Source organism: Oribacterium sp. C9, assembly GCF_002007235.1.
Taxonomy (GTDB): Bacteria; Bacillota; Clostridia; order Lachnospirales; family Lachnospiraceae; genus Oribacterium.
Genome location: NZ_MUHW01000039.1, coordinates 1 through 15,999 on the forward strand (window position 1 = coordinate 1; position 15,999 = coordinate 15,999).

13 protein-coding genes are annotated in these 15,999 nt (G+C 43.7%); all 13 read right to left on the bottom strand.

Annotated features, from left to right (window positions below; genetic code table 11):
• Positions 1 to 232 precede the first annotated feature (232 nt).
• Complete coding sequence (locus BXO88_RS15545; RefSeq protein WP_206100004.1) at positions 233 to 1,630, bottom strand: Sapep family Mn(2+)-dependent dipeptidase; 1,398 nt, start codon at positions 1,628 to 1,630, stop codon at positions 233 to 235.
• Positions 1,631 to 1,680: 50 nt separating this feature from the next.
• Positions 1,681 to 3,273, bottom strand: a complete 1,593-nt coding sequence (locus BXO88_RS15550) for a peptide chain release factor 3 (RefSeq protein WP_078038641.1) — start codon at positions 3,271 to 3,273, stop codon at positions 1,681 to 1,683.
• A gap of 171 nt (positions 3,274 to 3,444) precedes the next feature.
• Complete coding sequence (gene ftsZ, locus BXO88_RS15555; RefSeq protein ID WP_078038642.1) at positions 3,445 to 4,734, bottom strand: cell division protein FtsZ; 1,290 nt, start codon at positions 4,732 to 4,734, stop codon at positions 3,445 to 3,447.
• Between the two features lie 234 nt (positions 4,735 to 4,968).
• Positions 4,969 to 5,775: a cell division protein FtsQ/DivIB gene (locus BXO88_RS15560; RefSeq protein ID WP_242945244.1), complete on the bottom strand. Its 807-nt coding sequence runs from the start codon at positions 5,773 to 5,775 to the stop codon at positions 4,969 to 4,971.
• Between the two features lie 131 nt (positions 5,776 to 5,906).
• Positions 5,907 to 7,034 carry an FtsW/RodA/SpoVE family cell cycle protein gene (locus tag BXO88_RS15565; protein WP_078038643.1) on the bottom strand — a complete coding sequence of 376 codons (1,128 nt, stop codon included), beginning with the start codon at positions 7,032 to 7,034 and terminating at the stop codon, positions 5,907 to 5,909.
• Between the two features lie 77 nt (positions 7,035 to 7,111).
• Positions 7,112 to 8,467, bottom strand: a complete 1,356-nt coding sequence (murD, locus tag BXO88_RS15570) for a UDP-N-acetylmuramoyl-L-alanine--D-glutamate ligase (RefSeq protein WP_078038644.1) — start codon at positions 8,465 to 8,467, stop codon at positions 7,112 to 7,114.
• A 37-nt stretch (positions 8,468 to 8,504) separates the two neighbouring features.
• Positions 8,505 to 9,461: a phospho-N-acetylmuramoyl-pentapeptide-transferase gene (gene mraY / locus BXO88_RS15575; protein WP_078038645.1), complete on the bottom strand. Its 957-nt coding sequence runs from the start codon at positions 9,459 to 9,461 to the stop codon at positions 8,505 to 8,507.
• Positions 9,462 to 9,485: 24 nt separating this feature from the next.
• Positions 9,486 to 11,627, bottom strand: a complete 2,142-nt coding sequence (locus BXO88_RS15580) for a peptidoglycan D,D-transpeptidase FtsI family protein (RefSeq protein ID WP_242945245.1) — start codon at positions 11,625 to 11,627, stop codon at positions 9,486 to 9,488.
• 79 nt (positions 11,628 to 11,706) lie between these two features.
• Entirely contained in the window at positions 11,707 to 12,237 is a 531-nt protein-coding gene (locus BXO88_RS15585) for a hypothetical protein (protein ID WP_078038647.1), read from the bottom strand.
• 404 nt (positions 12,238 to 12,641) lie between these two features.
• On the bottom strand, positions 12,642 to 13,583 hold the full coding sequence (rsmH, locus tag BXO88_RS15590; RefSeq protein ID WP_330395184.1) for a 16S rRNA (cytosine(1402)-N(4))-methyltransferase RsmH: 942 nt from the start codon (positions 13,581 to 13,583) through the stop codon (positions 12,642 to 12,644).
• Complete coding sequence (mraZ, locus tag BXO88_RS15595; RefSeq protein WP_078038652.1) at positions 13,583 to 14,011, bottom strand: division/cell wall cluster transcriptional repressor MraZ; 429 nt, start codon at positions 14,009 to 14,011, stop codon at positions 13,583 to 13,585. The genes rsmH and mraZ overlap by 1 nt, the downstream gene beginning before the upstream one ends.
• Positions 14,012 to 14,544: 533 nt before the next feature.
• Positions 14,545 to 15,642: a redox-regulated ATPase YchF gene (gene ychF, locus BXO88_RS15600; RefSeq protein WP_078038648.1), complete on the bottom strand. Its 1,098-nt coding sequence runs from the start codon at positions 15,640 to 15,642 to the stop codon at positions 14,545 to 14,547.
• 108 nt (positions 15,643 to 15,750) lie between these two features.
• Positions 15,751 to 15,927, bottom strand: coding sequence for a tyrosine-type recombinase/integrase (locus tag BXO88_RS15605; RefSeq protein WP_256363682.1), 177 nt, complete (start codon positions 15,925 to 15,927; stop codon positions 15,751 to 15,753).
• Between the last annotated feature and the right edge of the window lie 72 nt (positions 15,928 to 15,999).

Here is a 15,999-nt window from a genome sequence, read left to right on the forward strand (position 1 = left end):
CGACTCACTTAAGATACAGGATTTGCCTCCATTTGTCAACAATAATTTTAAAAATTCTTTTATAGCAAAAATTCATCTGACAAATTCAGGGGAACCCGCATACGGATTCCCCTGAAGAAACAAAAGTCTGTTAAACTCGCTACGAACTAAAGCGGTCTCTCAAAACATCTTCTGCCCTGATTATAACTGTAAAGTCTCTGATTCTTTTGAAGTAACCTTATTAAGTCAGTTTTCAGCTGCAAAGCTCGATAATAGCCTCAGCATATACCTTTGTAGCAATCACGATATTATCAAGATCAAAGAATTCATCCGCACCATGCATACGTGTATCAATTCCCGGAAGAACCGCACCGAAAGCAACACCATTCTTTAACTCATGAACATAGGTGCCGCCGCCGATAGCCATAGCCTCACCCTTGAGACCGGTAACAGCCTCATATGCCCCGAGAAGCTTCTTAACAAAAGGTGAATCAGCCGGAACTCTGTGAGGAGGAACCATGCCCTTGCTTGTAAAATCAAGGCCGGCCTCCTGAACACTCTTTGTCACAACGTCCTCGCAGTTCTCCTTGTTAGCCATGACCGGAGTACGGCTGTCGAACTGAACATCAAGCTCAGTTGTTGTTATATGATAAAGGTCAAGAGTACATGTAAGATCCTTTGACTCCTCATCAGCCATCTTTATGCCGAGACTCTTGCCATCTGTCTCTCCATATGGAAAAAGTTTCAGTACAGCATTTACAGCATCCAACTGCTCACATGGTGCAAGAGGAAGTCTGGAAACCAGCATCAGTGCCGCAAGACCTGCATTCTTACCACTTTCAGGAGTTGATGCATGAGCTGAAACACCTGTGATAGTGATCTCATTGATTCCTGTCTGAACACACTCTACTCCGCACTCTTCGGAAACACTGTTCATCACATCTTCGGCAAGGTTCATATCCAGCCCCTCGAGAGTAACGACTGCCTTCTGAGGAACAGCATTGAGCGCGATACCAGCCTCAAGTGAAACAAGACGAGGAAGTGCCTTTGACTCCTCATAACTCTTTGAAATCTCACCTCTGAACTGACCCTTCTCTATATTTATAAGAGGAAACTCCGCATCAGGAGAAAAAGTCATCTCTGCCTCAGGCTCTACAGCATAATATTTTTCGATATCTGTTGAACCTGTCTCCTCGTCTGAGCCCATGATGAGACGAACACCCTTCTTAAGAGGAACTCCGCATTCCTTGAGAGCTCTCATGGCATACATGGCACAAAGAAGCGGTCCCTTATCATCAGAAGTACCGCGGCCGTAGATCCTTCCATCCTTTACTATAGGGTTGAAAGGCTCAGTTACAGTCCAGCCCTCTCCGGCAGGAACAACATCACAATGAGCAAGCATATCCAGGCTTCTCGGAAGTGCAGGATCCAGATCCGCAGTACCAACATAGCCGTTATAATTATTAACAGAAAAACCATACTTTGCCGCAAGATCTATGGCAAAGTTAAGAGCATCGAAAGGACCGTCTCCGAAAGGTTTTCCCTGCTCATAGGATCCCTGTACTGAATTTATAGAAACAAAATCCTTTAGATCCTCTATATATTCATCAAGATGTTCATCTATCCATTTATTTACTTTTTCATTCATAATCTTACTCCTTGAAGCTGCTTAAACATTTTATGCCAACACTGTTTATATCTTTAATTCTTTCCGAACTCAGTAAGCTTCAGATCCTTGTTTCTGTCAAGCACCATGCCCACTGACCACTCGTGAGCGAAAAGAAGAAGAGGACGGTCCTTCAGATCCTTTACGATCTTCATATCGGAAGTGCCCTGTATCCTGTCAATGTCTATCTCGGTGTAATTCTCTACCCAGCGGAGATACTCATACGGAAGTGTTTCGAGCTTTACATCAACATTGTACTCGTTCTTAAGTCTGAAGGTCAGAACCTCGAACTGAAGTGCACCAACAACACCTACGATAATCTCCTCCATTCCGGTATTGTACTCCTGGAATATCTGGATAGCACCCTCCTGAGCGATCTGGGAAACACCCTTCAGGAACTGCTTACGCTTCATGGTATCAACCTGACGAACTCTTGCAAAATGCTCAGGTGCAAAGGTAGGGATACCCTCATAGGCAAACTTCTTGGAGGACAGCTCAAGCGTGTCACCTATGGAGAAAATACCCGGATCGAATATTCCGATAATGTCTCCGGCGTATGCCTTTTCAACTATCTTACGCTCATCTGCCATCATCTGTGTAGGCTGGCTGAGCTTTACCTTACGCCCTGTCTGCACATGATTTACTTCCATACCTGCATCGAACTCACCGGAACAGATACGCATGAAGGCAACTCTGTCTCTGTGCTTAGGATCCATGTTTGCCTGAATCTTAAATACAAATGCCGAGAACGGCTCTTCAACCGTATCCACTACTCCCTTGTCACTTGTTCTAGGCATAGGAGGCTGTGTCATCTTCAGGAAGTGCTCAAGGAAGGTCCTTACGCCAAAGTTAGTAAGAGCAGATCCAAAGAATACAGGTGTAAGATCACCCCTGTTTATTCTCTCCTCGTCAAATTCATCTGATGCACCGTCAAGAAGCTCCAGATCCTCCTGAAGCTTGTCATAATACTCAAATCCTACAAGATCCTTTAATGAAGGATCGTTAAGTGCAACATCCTTTTCTTCAACAGCCTTGGTTCCGCCTGCATTGGCAGTGAAAAGCTCAACTGTTTCTGTCTCACGGTCAAATACGCCCTTGAAGTTTCTTCCGCAGCCGATAGGCCAGTTGATAGGACATGTACGGATCCCGAGAACATTCTCGATCTCATCCAGAAGCTCATACGGATCACGTGCCTCACGGTCAAACTTGTTGATAAATGTGAAGATCGGAATGTGTCTCATGACACAGACCTTGAAAAGCTTAATGGTCTGCGGCTCTACACCCTTAGCGCCGTCTATGACCATGACCGCACTGTCAGCAGCCATAAGTGTTCGGTATGTATCCTCTGAGAAGTCCTGATGTCCCGGAGTATCAAGGATATTTATGCACTTATCTCCGTAATTGAACTGAAGTACTGAGGATGTAACCGAAATACCTCTCTGCTTCTCGATCTCCATCCAGTCAGATACCGCATGCTTTGTAGCTTTACGGCCCTTTACAGTACCGGCAAGATTGATAGCTCCTCCATAAAGAAGGAACTTCTCTGTCAATGTAGTCTTACCTGCATCCGGGTGAGAAATAATCGCGAATGTTCGTCTCTTCTCAATTTCTTCTTTTAAATTTGCCATATTTTCTCCATAAAACTGTTGTATCAATCCGCACTCCGGGTCCGTAAATGAATCCTTTCGTCCTATCCGGGAGCACCAGCCATGACACTTATATCAAAATCATAAAAGAGACTATGTCATAAGACATAGTCTCGATTTACATCCATAACGGAATCGATAGTAAAAATACCATCACCCTCTATTGTTTTTAAGCAGCCAATCAGGTATCACGATTCCACCATTACCGCCCTGCTGTGGACGATATGGCTGCTGTACAGGTGTAGGAGCAACGCTTGGTGCTGCAGGCTGTACAGGCTGCTGAACTGATGGTGCAGGCTGAATAGAAGGTGCCACAGGCGCAGTATGAGTTGCGGGAGCAGCTGTATTCTGGCTCTGATAACCTAAATTTGCACCCTGTGGGTTAAGGAAGCTTGGCATAGGTCTGACTGTAGAAGCCGCCGGCTGAGCCACACGTGGCTGAGCTGTCTGCTGCTTCTTCTCAACACCATCAAATGATGAAGAAGTTGCCGCACTGTCCTGAATACCTGTAGCGATAACTGTAATCTTACACTCATCCTGTGCGTTCTCATCGTACATAGCACCGAAGATGATGTTAGCATTATCACCTGCAAGCTCCTCAACATAAGAAGCTGCCTCGTTAGCCTCAACGAGAGAGATATCACCTGAGATGTTGATGATAACATCTGTAGCTCCCTGAATAGTTGTCTCAAGAAGAGGAGACGAGATAGCCATCTTAACAGCCTCTGTTGCCTTCTCATCACCCTTTGCTGTACCGATACCAACGTGAGCAACACCCTTGTCCTTCATAACAGAAGAAACATCGGCAAAGTCAAGATTGATAAGACCAGGAACATTGATAAGATCTGTAATTCCCTGAACTGCCTGCTGAAGTACTTCGTCTGCCTTTCTGAGAGCATCCGGCATAGTTGTTCTGCGATCAACGATCTCGAGAAGTCTGTCGTTAGGAATAACGATAAGTGTATCAACTGATTCCTTAAGCTGCTCTATACCCTTGATAGCGTTAGTCATACGCTGACGGGCTTCAAAGCGGAATGGCTTTGTCACTACGCCAACTGTAAGGATACCCATATCCTTTGCGATCTTTGCGATGATAGGAGCTGCACCTGTACCGGTTCCTCCCCCCATACCGCATGTTACAAATACCATATCTGCGCCCTGCAAAGCTGCAGTTATATCTTCTGAACTCTCTTCAGCCGCCTTGGCACCAACCTCTGGTCTGCCGCCACAGCCAAGTCCTTTTGTAAGCTTCTCACCGATCTGCATCGTAGTTGGAGCCTGGCTATACTGTAACGCCTGCTTATCTGTATTAACGCCTATGAACTCAACGCCAACGATACCGTCAGTTACCATGCGATTCACAGCGTTATTACCTGCGCCACCAACACCAACAACTATAATTCTTGCAGCTGCTTCTGACTCAGGAAGTTTAATCTCAAGCATAATCTTCCTCCTTCAACACTATATGTTCTTATAATCATAATAGTAGCTTGAATTCAATCCGTATGACCTCTTACGCTTGTTAAAGGTAAAAAACCGAATGTGGTCACACGCCCGTCTACTATACATGTATTTATTATTAATTTCAATAGCTTTACAGATTTTAGCACGCTCATAAGAGGTACATTACTAAGTTTTTTTCACTTAATTCTTACGTTTTTATAACAATTCTGAACTTTATTGTTTTTTTGTCTTAAAAATATAGCTCTCATGGTCAGAACTTTCGTTATATATCGAGAGATTAAGTTCACCTTTCATACCCTGAATCTTGGGAAGAATGTCTCTGAGTGTAAAGATCTTCATCTCCATGTTCTCATTTCCCCCAAGATAGACCTCGATATCATCGATATAAAGTGTCGCATTCAGCAGATTATCATAAGCTATCTCATTACATTTTATATTATTATCACTTAAAGCACCTGTTAAATTCAGTATATCCCTGAACACCTGCATGTTCTGTACGGGCAGTTCCCTGTAAAGAACTATGGACCCGAAGCTAAGTCCCGTTATCATAGGAATGCCCTCAAGCTTTTCACCTGTGGACTCCACCACGATTCCATCCTTGTCGAAATACATATGGCTGGACATATAATCAACATACCCTACTATATTTTTTTCGTAAACAGTAACGGTCACCGCAAACGGACTCTCCCAATCGATATCGTATCTCTGGATAAAGGGTATCTGTTTATGCTCTCTGGTTTTATCCTTGAAAAAACAATAAAAGGAGTTTGTGTCCCAACTATCCGAAAATATAAGGTCTACAATCTCCTCACTGCTGTACCTGGTATTCCCTATGACACTGAAGCTTTTGATCCTTGCGGTTGCAAGAACTATCGCCGCCAGAAGTATCAAAAACACCATGCCCCAAAGCATCAGATGCTTCTCTTTCTTTTTTCTTTCGAACCCTCCATCATATTCATCCATATCATCCGGATCAAAATAATCCCTGGCTCTGTTCATCTTTTTTATATTTCTTTCCATATTGCCTATTTTACAAAAAAGCGATGTTTTTTCAACATCGCTTTTCAAAACAATATATTTATATAAATGTGATTAGATCACTCCTGCCTGTGTTTTCACAGAATCAGGAATCAGACTTCAGTACTCAGGTTTTATGTCTCAAGTCTGATCTGACGTGACACTGACAACGCAATTCCCATCTCAGCCATCAGAATAAACAGTGATGTTCCTCCGTAACTTACAAAAGGAAGTGTTACGCCTGTGTTAGGAATAGTGTTTGTTGCAACTGCGATATTGAAGATAATCTGCAAAGCAATATGACACATTATTCCGATCGTCAGCATAGATCCAAAGAGATCTCTTGCATTTCTTGTATTGTCATAAAGTCTGTAAATGATAAAGGCATATATCAGAATGATGGAAACTGCGCCGAAAAGTCCCAGCTCCTCACATATGATGGTAAAGATCATATCATTCTGAGCCTCAGGCATCAGAAATTTCTGGACCGATTCTCCGAGACCTTTTCCAAATATACCACCCGAACCTATGGCGTACAGACCCTGTAAAGTCTGGAAGGTCTCATCCGCATAACTGGAAGGATCTTTCCAGGCAAAGATTCTGATGAGCTGATATTCCTGAAGAATATTTAAGCGCTGTAGCATTTTTGCAAAAGGATAAGCAAAAACATATACCAGCATCGTGATACCTGCGGCTACTGCAAATGGTGCAACTCTCTTACAGGAAATCCATAACATAAAAAATGTTATTCCCACTATGATCATAGCAGTTGACAGGTTGGTCTTTGCAATGAGCACCGCCGGAAATATACCCCACGCAGCTGTAGTAAGCATCTTTTTCCATTCATTCATCTTATACCCGTTATGGGTGATAATGATGGAAAGCTGTATAATCACCGCAACCTTCATTAGCTCCGAGGGCTGAAAGGTAACTCCTCCGATCTTCAGCCATCTGGCAGAACCGTGGGATGCCAGTCCTATAACAGCAACCGCAACCTGCATCAAAAAGGATATCGCGTAGAATATGAATCCGAATCTTGCACACAGGTGATAGTCAAACCTCGAAACAACCAGCATTACCACGATACCCAACGCCGCGAATAACGCCTGCCTTTTCAGGAAATACATAGCATCCTGCATGGTAGTCTGTGCAGAGTAGCCGGATGCAGAGTACATAACTATAAGTCCGAAGCCGGCTATAAAAATTACAGTAAACAATAGGCTGTAATCAAAGAAATGTTTAATTTTCTTCTTTTTCGCCAAGTATTTCCTCTCCCTTAATCCAAAAGTAATATTTCTACTTTATATAATTCAATGAGTAAAGTGTCAATGTTTTTCTTTTATAATGCCATTACGCACTCTTTGAAGATTCTGCCTCGCTCTTCAAAATTCGGGAACATTCCCCATGATGCGCATGCCGGACTTAAAAGCACATAATCACCTGCATCTGCATATGCGGCGCAGTCCTTGACAGCCTCATCCATATCCTCCGCGAACATAACATTGGTAAAGCCATACTTCTTCGCACAATCTGCAATGAGGTTCCTTGTCTGACCTATGAGCACCAGATACTTAACTCTTCCCTTGAAAAGCTTACACCAGTCATCAAACGGGATCTCCTTGTCATAACCGCCTCCGATAAGAATCGTAGGTCCCGGCATAGCCAGAAGTGCCTTTATGGCAGCATCAGGGTTTGTTCCCTTTGAGTCGTTATAATACCTTACTCCGTTTCTCTCACGTACAAACTCTATTCTATGCTCAACAGGCTTAAAGCTTTTAACTGCCGCAATGATGCTTTCCATAGGTACATCCATGTTCATACATACCGCTATGGCACACATGATGTTCTCATAGTTGTGTGCTCCGAGAAGATTTGTATCATGTACATTGAGAAGTACCTCATCTACACCATCATGAACATAATGTATTTCAGGCTCAGTATAGTAGAAACCTTCCTTAAGCGGCTGTGAAGAGCTGAACCAGATAACCTTCGGCTTCAGAGTTTTTCTCTTTCCGAACTTTCTTAATTCAGGATCTTCATAATTAAGAACCACAAAATCTTCTTCTGTCTGATTCTGAGCTATGGTCTCCTTTGCCTTCGCATAGTTTTTCATTGTCTTATGACGATCAAGATGATCCGGTGTGATGTTAGTTATACATGACACGTGCGGATGGAAATCCATGACAGTCTCAAGCTGGAACGAACTGACCTCAAGGATAGTTGCTGAATCTTCCCTTGTATCAAGAGCATCTGCGGTGTATGGATTACCTATATTACCGCATACATGTGTATCATCATAAGTTGTTTTAAGTATCTCCCCTATAAGAGATACCGTTGTTGTCTTACCGTTAGTTCCTGTTACTGCGGCAAGTCTTCCTTTAGCAAAATGATATGCGAGTTCTATTTCACCCCATATAGGAATATTTGCAGACTTTATCAGCTTTACAAAAGGCTTGTCCAGCGATATGCCCGGGCTTATAACTGCCAGATCCACCTGTATAAGATCCGACAGATTCAGATCTCCCACAACAACTGATATTTTGTCTTTTTTGTTGAAATTTTTAAGGACCTTTACTTTATCAAGTTCCTTATTGGAGTCATACAGTATAACCTGACCTCCAAGACTCAGTATCTGCCTCGCAGCGCAGATACCGCTCTTTCCCGTACCAAGTACGAGTACCTTCCGACTTTGCATGCACTTCACCTCATCAAATCCCCTACTGCTTCACCTGTCACATCCCCAATGCCGAAACAAGACAAAGCAGGATAGTAATAATTGTAAATACTGTCACAACCTTGGTTTCAGACCAGCCGCCTAGCTCAAAATGATGATGAATCGGAGCCATTCTGAAAACTCTTTTTCCATGTGTTGCTTTAAAATAAGTCACCTGAATGATGACTGACAGTACTTCGATCAGATATATAAGTGCGAAAAGCGGAATATAAAGCTGCATGCCCATTTCAAATGCAGCCGCAGCAACAAAACCACCAAGTGCAAGAGAACCTGTATCTCCCATGAAAATCTTTGCAGGATGACAATTGTAAACCAAAAAACCAAGTAGGCTTCCGAAAACGGCTCCTGCCATAGGAGTAAGCGCTCCTTCTCCGGTCTTCATACTTACAAACGCAATAAAGAGCGCTATCACAGCAGTAACAGAGCTTGCAAGCCCATCTATTCCGTCAGTAAAGTTTGCCCCGTTGTCTGTACCCAATACTATGAACAAAAGTGCCGGTACATAGAGCCATCCGAGATTAAGCTCGATATCCGTAAACGGTATCCTCATTAAATTCGGATAATCAGGTGACATATAGAGATATAAAGCAAATATCAGCGTGAACACAAACTGACACGCAAACTTCTGTTTCGGATTGAAGCCCTCAGACTGATGTTTAACCACCTTGAGATAATCATCCACAAAACCGACTACACCGAAGGATACCGTAAGAAGCAATACCGGCAGGATCTTGGGATAACGTCCCAAAAATATCAGGCTTACAGCAAGGATCGCAATTATAAAAACGATCCCTCCCATGGTAGGTGTCCCCTGCTTTTTGAGATGAGACTCAGGTCCGTCGTCACGGACCTCCTGCCCGAATTTCAGCTTATGAAGTTCCGGAATCGCAAAGGGCATGATTGCTGCTACGATCGCGAAACCAAGCAAAATCGAAATTACCAAATCTATATACATGTTAAAACTCCAGCTTTATATATTTTATGTATCTTCCTCTTCATCAGGAACCGCATCAGGAAGTCCGAAGCCGTCTCCCTCTTCCGCAGGCTCCACATATTCATCAGTTACCGGCGGCAATGTTTCATTGACAGTCTCAGCCTCACCTGAATCCAGGGTCTCTGTTTCTTCACCCGCAGTCTCATCTCCTGAAGCACTTGTCGCCTGCTCTCCCATAGCATCACTAGAGATACCTTCCTGATTATTCGCAAATCTCGCATTGAGATTGTCCGCAGGATCGGTTTCACTTGATGGCGCGATATTCATGAACTGAAGAGCATCATTCATGATTTTCTTTTCAATGTTTATGGCGAAGGATGCTGTGGCCTGTGCCTCACCCTCAAGATTCGGTGTATCTACTATTACATACACAAGAAGCTGTGGATCCTCCACAGGTGCAAATCCTACAAAAGACACAAGATAGTTCTTTGCAGAACGGGGAATCTTCTCAGCAGTTCCCGTCTTACCTCCCACACGATATCCCTGAATCTTTGCCTTTGTACCTGTTCCTGCTTCTACAGTCTGGTACAATGCCTCCTTCAGGAACTCACTGGTACTCTTGGAGCATGTGACTCTCGTCACCTCAGGCTTTATATTTTCCACCACTGTTCCATTTGAATTAACTATCTGCTTTACCACATGAGGTTTATAGTAGTTGCCTCCGTTAATGATACTGCAGTAGGCTGCTGCCATCTGTATCATGGTGACATTGTAGTTCTGCCCGAAGGAGTTGGTTGCCAATGTTGTCTTACCGAGCTTATCCGGCGCGTATACAAGCTTTGATGTATCCGCTTCTGCCGGAAGATCGATACCTGTTTTTTCACCAAAACCGAAAAGGTGCTGATATTTTACGAACTTATCCGCTCCAAGAGCAAAGGCTGTGTCCATGAGATAGACATTGCATGACCTCATGAGACCTGCCTCGGCATTTATGATTCCGTCACCATCATGATTATGGCAGCGGATCTTCCAGGTGTGGACACCGTCGCTTAACTCGATGAAGCCTTCACAGTTGAACTCTGTATCAGGGGTTATGGCTTTTTCTTCAAGCGCTCCTGCCAATGTTATGGACTTTGCTGTAGAACCGGGCTCGTAGGTATCGGATACCATAACGTTTCTCCACATCTGGTTCCACGCAACCTGTTTTCCATATGAAAGAATATCCGACTGTGAAAAGAACTTACCCGCTTCATCCGGAGATATGGCCGGGTCCTCGGGATGTTCTCTCTTATATACGCCCACTGCCTCTTTTCGTCCGAGCTCCATAAGGTATGCCTCGGTATAGACGCTTTCATCCAGAGCTCTCGGATTGTTCAGGTCATACTGGTTTGTCGATCCCATAGCGAGAACCTCGCCGGTGTTTGGATCCATGACCACGGCTGCTGCAACCTTTGAACCTATATCTTCTGTCTGCCACTCATTCAGATACTTTTCAAGAGCCACCTGAATGTTGGTATTGATGGAAGTTACTATATTCTCTCCGTCAGTCGGCTGTTTAAGTACAGACTGAAGCTTGGTATCACTATCCATATATCCGTACTCTCTGCCGTTTACTCCTACCAGAGTGTCGTTGTAATACTGTTCAACTCCGCCGGTACCATTGCTGCCGTCAGCATTGGCAAAGCCGATGATGTTGCAGGCAAGAGAGCCATAAGGATAGGTTCTCTTATACTCATCCTCAAACCATATTCCACGGATACGGCTTTTTACTCCGCTTTTCAGGAAAGCCGCATTCTTGTCTTTTATGTAGGTCTCGAAGCCAACCTTCTGATCATAGTTAAGCTCCTTTGCATACTTTACGTATGACTTATCTGCCTTTTCTGTAAGCAGTGTACGTATCTCGCCTTCATCATATCCGAAATATTCGGAAAGAGCCTTTATAGTCGGCTCAACATATCTTTCGCCGTCTCCGGAATGGATAACTCTGGGATCTATGATCAGATTGTATACCTTCTGGCTGGTGGCGAGAACGGTACCGTTCCTGTCCATGATATCTCCACGGCGAAACGGGATGGTACGGCTGGAATATGATGCCTGTCTCTGAGACAGGACGATCTTGTTGTATTCCTCACTGTTATTTCGGACAAGCTGATAAATCACCACGATAAGGGCAATTAAAGCTAGCATTATCACACCAAATGTGATGGCTAGCTTTGTCTGCATATAAGGGGAAAGAATCTTTCCCCTCTTTCTTTTTTTATTTTCATCAGTACTTTGGGATGTCCTCATATTGTCTTACATACTCACTTTCAGTCTTGTCAAAGGTTATGGTCTGACTCTCGTCGGCATAAACCATTCCCAGCTCCTGTGTCGCAACACGATAGATGTTGTCAAGATCCAGTGAAGTATCTATGCTGTTCTGAAGCGCATCATTGCTGGACCTGAGTTTATCAAGCTGCTGCTTCATACTCTCTATGGAAGATATCCTTGTATTGATCTGTGTCTGTAAACGGATATAAGAAAAGCAAAATACAAGTGTACATGCCAATGCCGCACACATGATAACCAGCGCTGTGGCATCCATGGTCTGAGACTTGTTTCTGAGTCTTTCCTGCTGAGCTCTGTACTGCTTCTCGCGCTCCTCAAGTATCCTGTCTCTTTCCAGCTCTCTTCTTTTTCTGAGCTGCTCATATCTATCTGTATTTCTCTGGGTCTGTGTCTTACGGACCGCGTTTCCATCTACGTAAGTTCCGGCCATTCTTGATGCCGCAGCGGCACCCGCTCGTCTTCTTGCCATCACTTTCCCCCCTGTATGTAAAACGGTAACATCCCGACCTAAAGCGACTTATCACACTTTCCAAAAAAGCTTTCTATTATCCTGCCTGTCAGGTCGCCAAAAACCCGAAGACTCGTCATACATGTACGAAATCCCGGGTTGTCCGGCACCATCATTGTAATATGGCCTCGGGTTGTCCCTCGGCCATTTCTAACTCAAGACTTGCCCCTATCCTATACAGGTCATGAAAAGCAAAATGAAGGACCAATCCAATGTGCTGAACCTGCATGTCCCCGTCGGAGCAAAACTTTGTGTGTCAACTTGCGCTGTAAACGTGATGTTTCCTTTGTTGTCTTTTATATTTCAGAGCCAACTATCTTACCCCTCCATCAAGTCTCCTCGACCTTGCCCTCAGGGTATTTGATTTACGACTCCAAACGTCTTTCAAAAATGCGGAGCTTTGCACTCTTTGATCTGGAATTCTCAGAAAGCTCCTGATCACTTGGAAGAATAGGCTTCCTCGTGATGACCTTGCCCTTTGACTTCCTTCCGCAGGTGCAGAAAGGAAATTCCGGCGGGCAGATACATGGCTTTTCAGCTGTACGGAATTTATTCTTTACTATCCTGTCTTCCAATGAATGGAAGGTGATGATACAAAGTCTTCCTCCGTCTGAAAGCGAATCGATCATCTTGTCTATAGACTCTTCCAGAACATCCAGTTCTCTGTTCAATTCGATACGTATAGCCTGGAAGGTTCTCTTTGCAGGATGCCCGGATGTTGCACGAATCCTTGCAGGTATCGCACCGGAGATGATATCAGACAGCTCAAAGGTGGTCTCGATACGCTTATTCTCACGATACTGGCATATATGCTTGGCTATATTCTGAGCGAATCTGTCTTCTCCATAGTTCTTTATCATATGAAAAAGCTGTGCCTCAGTGTAGTCATTGACGATATCAGCTGCCGTAACAGGATTTCTGTCATCCATTCTCATATCAAGCGGAGCATCTGCTCTGTAGCTGAAGCCTCTTTCTGCCGTATCAAGCTGATAGCTGGATACGCCTAGATCAAGATATATACCATCAACCTTTTCTATACCTAGATCACCAAGCACTTTATCTATCTGCTCATAATTGCTGCGGACTATGGTGATCTTTTTCTGATACTCACTAAGTCTCTCTGTGGCTGCCGCTATAGCGTCCTTGTCCTGATCGATACCGATAAATCTGCCGTTATCAGAAAGTCTGCTGCACACAAGTGATGCATGACCGCCGCCGCCCAGAGTTCCGTCTACATAGGTTCCGTCCGGTTTTATATTGAGTCCATCTACTGTTTCATTTAAAAGAACGGAATAATGCTTAAACATCAGATACCAAGGCCTTCCCAATCAGCTTCGAGAGCTTCTTCATCGTCAAAATTGTACTTTTCGTTATAAAGATCTGCATTCCAGATCTCTATGTGATCACCCACACCAAGTAAAGTGATGTCCTTATCCAGACCGGCTTTTTCTCTCAAAACCTGTGGAATAAGGATTCTTCCCTGCTTATCAAGTTCGCAGGTGTTGGCAGAACCAAGCAAAAATCTCTTTAAAGATCTTGCCTTCTCGTTTGTCATAGGCAGAGCGTTGAGTTTGTCTTCAAGTGCTTCCCACTCCCTGGATGCGTACATTGCGAGGCAACCGTCCAGACTTCTGGTAACCGTAAACTCCATTCCGAGCTGGTCCCTGAACTTGGCCGGGATTATCAATCTGCCCTTGGCATCTAGGTTGTGGTGATATTCCCCTGTAAACGACATACCCTTTTCTACCACTTTCTACCACTTTCTACCACTTCTATAATTATAATGCCCTTTTTTATATAGAGTGTCAAGATAAGATACCGTAATAATGACCTTTGTTCGGGTAAAAAAATCCTGGTGATTTTTACATTATTTTTATACATTTTTATATTTTATTTTTAATGATTTCCGGAGCTTTTAATAATATTTAGCCTTAATTTATGCGGTTAAACTCAGGTCTTTAATGATTTGGCGGTGGGAGACAATCCCATTATGAAGGATCAGAATGTAAGAATAGTGATTTTTACAAAGGCAGAATACTGACATTAAAATATGGTGGTACGTATTCCCACTTTCAAACCACTTTTTGGGAATACGCACCACCACCATATTAGATTCTATATAAATAGTGTGATATTTAAGTTTTTATACCATTAAAAAGGCTGCCCCCACAGGAGCAGCCTGATAATGTTTATTTTTGACTTATCTGACCATAACATTTTGGTATCATCCGCACTATCGAGCGAAATGATTCCGGTCAAATCAGAACATCAGACGTTGAATCTGAACTCTACAACGTCTCCATCCTGCATAACGTACTCTTTACCCTCCATGCGCATGAGACCCTTCTCACGAGCTGCAGAAGTGGAACCGCAATCCAGCAGATCCTGGTAATTAATGACCTCCGCCTTGATGAAGCCTCTCTCAAAATCAGAGTGGATCTTTCCGGCTGCCTGAGGTGCCTTTGTTCCCACCTTGATTGTCCATGCTCTTGTCTCCTTCTCACCGGCTGTAAGGAATGACATAAGACCAAGAAGGCTGTAGGAAGCACGAACGATCTTATCGAGACCTGACTCTGTCATGCCGAGACTCTCGAGATACTCTGCCTTTTCATCATCCTCAAGCTCAGCGATCTCTTCCTCTATCTGAGCACTGATAACGAAAACTCCTGAGTTGTTGGTCTTCGCATATTCACGAACCTTCTGAACGTATTCATTGGAATCGCCATCATCCGCAACAGAATCCTCATCAACATTGGCTGCATATATAACAGGCTTTCTTGTGAGAAGATCGAGAGAATCCACAAAAGCGTTCTTATCATCATCTCCAGCGTCAAATGAAATAGCAAGCTTGTCTGATTCAAGATGAGCATGAAGTTCTTCGAGAAGAGCATACTCTGCCTTCGCATCCTTATCGTTATTTGCAAGCTTCTTTGTCTTAGCCATACGTCTGTCAAGCAGATCAAGATCAGAGAAGATGAGCTCCAGATTTATAGTCTCGATATCTCTGATAGGATCAACAGAACCGTCTACGTGAACGATATTGCTGTCATCGAAACAACGAACAACATGAACGATAGCATCTGTCTCTCTGATATTTGAAAGGAACTGGTTTCCGAGACCCTCTCCCTTTGAAGCGCCCTTAACGAGACCGGCGATATCAACGAACTGAATAACAGCTGGTGTTATCTTCTGTGAGCTGTAAAGAGCAGCGAGCTTGTCGAGACGCTCATCAGGTACAGCAACCACACCCACGTTTGGCTCTATGGTACAGAACGGATAATTGGCTGACTCAGCCCCAGCCTTTGTTATAGCATTGAAAAGAGTTGACTTGCCGACGTTAGGCAAACCTACGATTCCTAGCTTCATAATATATATTTCTCCTTTGATTTTCCTTTATTTTACGGGCTTTGCGCGTTTTGCGATTTTAACCGGGCACCACGTCGGGCACCATCTGTTTTTGTTTCGCATTAAGTTTTATACCACTTTTAACGCGTCAGCCACAAGGTCTATTTCTCTTTGTTTTTCATCTTCCGTAATATGTACGTATAGATTCATTGTAATTCCGATGTTGGAATGGCCTAATATCCTCTGCAGTGTTTTGGGTTTCATCCCGCCCTCAATGCATCTTGTAGCAAATGTATGTCTTATCAAATCCTAAATTTGGGATTTGTTCCGAAATCCAAACTTAAATAAAATCCAAACTTTCCGCCAACAAATGCGATT

Bases quoted from the DNA above. Each gene is read 5' to 3' on its own strand.
- BXO88_RS15550 (WP_078038641.1), bottom strand. From the start codon at position 3,273: ATGGCAAATTTAAAAGAAGAAATTGAGAAGAGACGAACATTCGCGATT.
- ftsZ (WP_078038642.1), bottom strand. From the start codon at position 4,734: ATGCTTGAGATTAAACTTCCTGAGTCAGAAGCAGCTGCAAGAATTATA.
- BXO88_RS15560 (WP_242945244.1), bottom strand. From the start codon at position 5,775: ATGGAAAGAAATATAAAAAAGATGAACAGAGCCAGGGATTATTTTGAT.
- murD (WP_078038644.1), bottom strand. From the start codon at position 8,467: ATGCAAAGTCGGAAGGTACTCGTACTTGGTACGGGAAAGAGCGGTATC.
- mraY (WP_078038645.1), bottom strand. From the start codon at position 9,461: ATGTATATAGATTTGGTAATTTCGATTTTGCTTGGTTTCGCGATCGTA.
- BXO88_RS15580 (WP_242945245.1), bottom strand. From the start codon at position 11,627: ATGCTAGCTTTAATTGCCCTTATCGTGGTGATTTATCAGCTTGTCCGA.
- BXO88_RS15585 (WP_078038647.1), bottom strand. From the start codon at position 12,237: ATGGCAAGAAGACGAGCGGGTGCCGCTGCGGCATCAAGAATGGCCGGA.
- rsmH (WP_330395184.1), bottom strand. From the start codon at position 13,583: ATGTTTAAGCATTATTCCGTTCTTTTAAATGAAACAGTAGATGGACTC.
- mraZ (WP_078038652.1), bottom strand. From the start codon at position 14,011: ATGTCGTTTACAGGGGAATATCACCACAACCTAGATGCCAAGGGCAGA.
- ychF (WP_078038648.1), bottom strand. From the start codon at position 15,642: ATGAAGCTAGGAATCGTAGGTTTGCCTAACGTCGGCAAGTCAACTCTT.